The organism is Dehalobacter sp. (assembly GCA_023667845.1).
Taxonomy (GTDB): domain Bacteria; phylum Bacillota; class Desulfitobacteriia; order Desulfitobacteriales; family Syntrophobotulaceae; genus Dehalobacter.
In genome coordinates, this window is sequence record JAMPIU010000103.1 from 1 (window position 1) to 4,467 (window position 4,467).

Here is a 4,467-nt window from a genome sequence, read left to right on the forward strand (position 1 = left end):
GTTTCTGTTTTGAGTGTGTTTTTGGCGATGGTTGCACCGATAGAGTAGCGTTGCGTATGGCCGGGTCGATGGAGCGGTTGATGGTGTCGACCCGGTTTTTAGGTTGGATCTGGTTGATAGTACTCCAAGTTTGTTGATGATCCTTTTTGTCTGGTGAGGGTGTTGTCGAGCCCTTAACGCAGGTGCATTGCACATCTAAAGACATTAACAGCCTATTACGGCTATGATGACGTCTATATCATTTTAAAAGACCAGAATATGGATTAATTGTTTTAAAGACCATTCCAAAACGTTTTTCCCCTGGATAATAGAGTAACAATTATTCTATGTTGGGGATACCATGGCCACTAACAAATTTGATCTCAATGTCGAGAAGATATTAGAGGATTGGGAAGTCTACCACGCGATTAGAGAGATCATTGCCAACGCTATCGACGAAGAACTACTCACTAAAGCCAAAAAGGTCGAGATTTTTAAGGATAAAACAAACTGCTGGCATATCCGTGATTATGGGAGAGGGCTTAATCATCATCATCTGACACAAAAAGAAAATGACGAAAAACTTGCAAACCCCCGTGTTATTGGAAAATTCGGTATCGGGTTAAAAGATGCTCTTGCAACATTCAATCGAAAGGGGGTGGATGTTTCAATAAGATCACAGCATGAAGACATTTCTTTTGGTAAATCAAAAAAACACGGTTTTGAGGACATTATAACATTACATGCATACATTTCTCCACCTTCGGATAATAAATTCCAGGGAACAGAGTTTATCCTTAAAAATTGTCCAGATAGTGATATTGCGAAGGCAAAAGATCTGTTCCTACGTTTCTCGGGCGAAAAAGTATTAGAAACAACGTCATTAGGACAAGTCCTCGAAAAGAAATCAAATCCTGCAAGAATATACGTTAACGGAGTTCAAGTTGCGGAAGAAGATACCTTCCTTTTTTCGTACAATATTACATCTCCCAACAAAACTATACAAAAAGCATTGAATCGTGAGCGTACAAATGTCGGTAGATCGGCTTACTCTGACAGGATTAAAAAGATCCTTACTGCATGCGAAAGCCAAGAAGTTGCACATGAACTAGTAAGGAACCTAGCCAACTATGGTTCCGGAGAACGTAACGAGTTAGACTGGTCCGAAGTGTCTGTCCATGCATGTCGACTGCTCAATGATCGTTCCAAGGTTGTATTCTTCACCTCCGATGAGGCCATGTCCACACCGAACCTTGTGGACAAAGCCAGATCTGACAAATACAAAGTCATAATTGTTCCCCAGAAGGTTAGAGAAAAACTGCGGGGTATGGTAGACATTGCGGGTAATCCGATCAGAGATGTGAAGCAATTCAGCAGCGACTGGAATAATAGTTTTAAGTTCTCTTTTGTGGCTGAGAAACAGCTTACTGTGGATGAAAAACGAGTCTTTGAACAAACTGATCGAATACTAGGTTTCGTTGGAGGTCGGCCTGAAAATGTTAAGGAAATATTAATTTCCAAAACGATGCGGCTTGATCTTCAATCATATCGCGAAGCACTGGGGTTGTGGGAGGCTTCTGGAAATAGGATCATAATAAAACGAGACCAACTGAAAGACTTCCAGAATTATGCAGGTACCTTGCTTCATGAGGTCGCTCACGCCACAAGTGATGCATCTGATGTATCCCGTAGTTTTGAGAGTGAATTAACCAAGTATCTGGGGCTTGTGGCGGAAAAAGCAATTAGGAATTGATGAACTTGGTTGGTGCAGAGGCTATCTAAATTAGACCGAAATCAGCGGACATATATACTCTCTGGTGCACATCATCAATTAGTATGAACACCTAGGACTGACGCAAATATGAAACAAGACATCCAAACTGAGTTAGTTCCGTTAAAATTTGGTGAGAATTTTTTTTCTGATCACGCAGGCAGAATAATTACCGATCCTCAAATAGCCATTGTTGAACTCGTTGCAAATAGTTGGGATGCAGGTTCGGGAAAAGTGGAAATATGTTGGCCGGAGGGATTAACTGGTCAGTTCGAAATAGTAGATGACGGAGAGGGGATGACAGAGGAGGAGTTCAAAAAAAGATGGACGACGTTCAACTATAATCGCCGGCAATGGCAAGGCGCATTTGTAGAATGTATACAGGACAAAAGGAGAAGAAAAGTTTATGGTAGGAACGGAAAAGGTCGACATAGTCTCTTTTGTTTTTCAGATAAATACCACGTTGAAACTTGGAAAGCGGGCGTCAAATCAACGTTCGAAGTGAATAAGCAAAACCACGGTGAAGAGCCATATCGTGTTAAACAGATAAAGAAAATTGGTTCAGAGGGTCATGGAACCAGGATCAGCTGTATAGTTCAGAGAAATTATATAAACACAGCGGAAGTTAAGAAACTCTTAGGATCGAAGTTTATCGTTGACCCTTCTTTTAAGATATACGTCAATAATGAAAAGATTGAGCTCGAAGACCTTTTGAAATATGCCGACCATCATCAGCGCTCGCTGCCAAGGTATGGAATAGTACATATTCACATAATCGATAGCGAGAAGGTTGGCAGACTGAGTACACAGCATGGTGTGGCGTATTGGGTCAATAGACGGCTAGTAGGAGAGCACACTTGGAAAAATTTTGAGAACATTTACCTTGATGGAAGATCTAAAGCAGCTAAACGTTATTCGATAATTGTCGAGGCAGATATTTTAGAAGAGGAAGTTTTAGCAGATTGGACTTGGTTTAAAGACACTCCAAAAACAACAGAAGTGATCTCAGCAATCAATCAATTTATTTTAGATACAATTCAAGAAATTGTGAAAGATGTCCGAAGTGAGGCCAAGAAAGACGTTTTAACTGAACATCGGACCAAATTGAGGTATATGGGAAACTTTGGGAGAGAACAAGTAGGGAGATTTGTTGATCAGGTTCAGATGGTGTGTCCTTCAATGAAGCAGCGACACTTAATCGATATCGTTGAAATTGTAGCAAATATGGAAATGGCTCGTTCGGGATATAAGTTATTAGAACAACTGGCTGAAACATCACCAAATGATATTGACAGATTGTCGGATATACTGAGTGAATGGAGCATCACAGAAGCAAAAATTGTGCTCGACGAGCTACGTAGAAGAATTAAATTGATTGAACGAATGGAAGTTTTAGTCGATGACCCTACTGCCGACGAGGTGCACGAACTGTTACCTCTCTTTGAAGAGGGTCTGTGGATTTTCGGTCCAGAATATGAAGGGGTCAAATATCTGCCAAATAGGCAGATAAGAACGATAATTAAACAATTTTTTGGCAAAGAGGTTATTTGCGACTCGCAAAGGCGTCCTGATATCATAGCTCTTCCTGACAGCTCCTTAAGCGCATATACTTGTGATGATTTTGGTAGTGAAGGAGAGATCATTGGTTTTTCAAAAGTGCTAACCATCGAGTTAAAAAGAGGGAAGGTAAAAATCACCAATAAGGAACGTAGACAAGCGGAAGATTATGCAGAATTAATCTTCGATTCTAAACAACTTAGCCCGACAACAAAAACCCAGTCATTTGTTTTAGGGACGAGTGTCTCATGCGGAGACCATAAAGATGATGTCAGGAATATCCAAGTATCCCCATTGCCCTATTCAATAGTTCTCAGAAAAGCAAAAGCTAGAATCTTTAATTTAATGGAACGAATAAAAATGAACAAGGAATTCGTTGAAATAGATGATCCAGAAATTTCCGAGATCATAAGTCAAACAACTATTAATCAGGCAGATACTGGGATATAGTCAACGCGAAAATAAGCGTAATTGACATTCCTATATATTTTCGTTAATCCTCTTTTTCCCATTTTCTCGCGAATACTCCCTCATGGACATAATTACAGGTGTCCTTGCGGCTTACTGTGTGCCGTTTGCTACCTTCTCGTTCGTCGTCTTGGTCCGGGCGGCTACGGCCGTGTTTGACGCGGGGGAAGAAGTGAACTCCCGGTCAAGGCCGAGTTCCTTTCCTATGGATTCTTCCCTGCCTTAGTCTCAATCTGAATATTATTGGGATATTTGTTTGGTCTCTTTGAGCATCTCCTTTAATTCATCAAGATCCTGCTGGATCCGGCTCTCTATTGCCTGAATCTTCTCGATGATAACCTCCGGCGCCTCGTACTCGACTTCCTCGTATTCGATCTCCTTGTAGCGGGAGATCGAGAGGTCGTAGTTGTTCTCCCGGATCTCCACTGCCGGCACAAAGAAGCACTTCGCCTTCCGATCGGTCGGATCTCTCTCCCTCCGTGCCCTGAACTGCTCGATGATATCCGGGATGTCACCCTTACCGTCGATGAACGTCCGTTTATCATCGAGCGAATACCCGTCCGCCTCCATATCGTAGAACCAGACCTTCCCGGTCTTCCCGCCCTTCACGAAGATCAGGACGGCGGTCGAGACCCCCGCATACGGCTTGAAGATGCCGGAGGGCATGGAGACGACCCCCTCCAGCTGATTCT

Annotated in this window: 4 protein-coding genes; 2 read left to right on the plus strand and 2 right to left on the minus strand. The window is 42.2% G+C overall.

Going from position 1 to position 4,467, the window contains the following annotated elements:
* Positions 1 to 205 (minus strand): hypothetical protein (locus NC238_07585; GenBank protein MCM1565801.1); only part of this gene is annotated, 205 nt, incomplete at its 3' end.
* A 135-nt stretch (positions 206 to 340) separates the two neighbouring features.
* Between NC238_07585 and NC238_07590 the strand changes: the two genes are divergently transcribed.
* Entirely contained in the window at positions 341 to 1,732 is a 1,392-nt protein-coding gene (locus NC238_07590; protein MCM1565802.1) for a hypothetical protein, read from the plus strand.
* Positions 1,733 to 1,840: 108 nt separating this feature from the next.
* Entirely contained in the window at positions 1,841 to 3,757 is a 1,917-nt protein-coding gene (locus NC238_07595; protein ID MCM1565803.1) for an ATP-binding protein, read from the plus strand.
* A 258-nt stretch (positions 3,758 to 4,015) separates the two neighbouring features.
* Here the strand turns inward: NC238_07595 and NC238_07600 are convergent.
* Positions 4,016 to 4,467, minus strand: a 452-nt coding sequence (locus tag NC238_07600) for an SAM-dependent methyltransferase (GenBank protein ID MCM1565804.1), incomplete at its 5' end; no start/stop codon positions are given.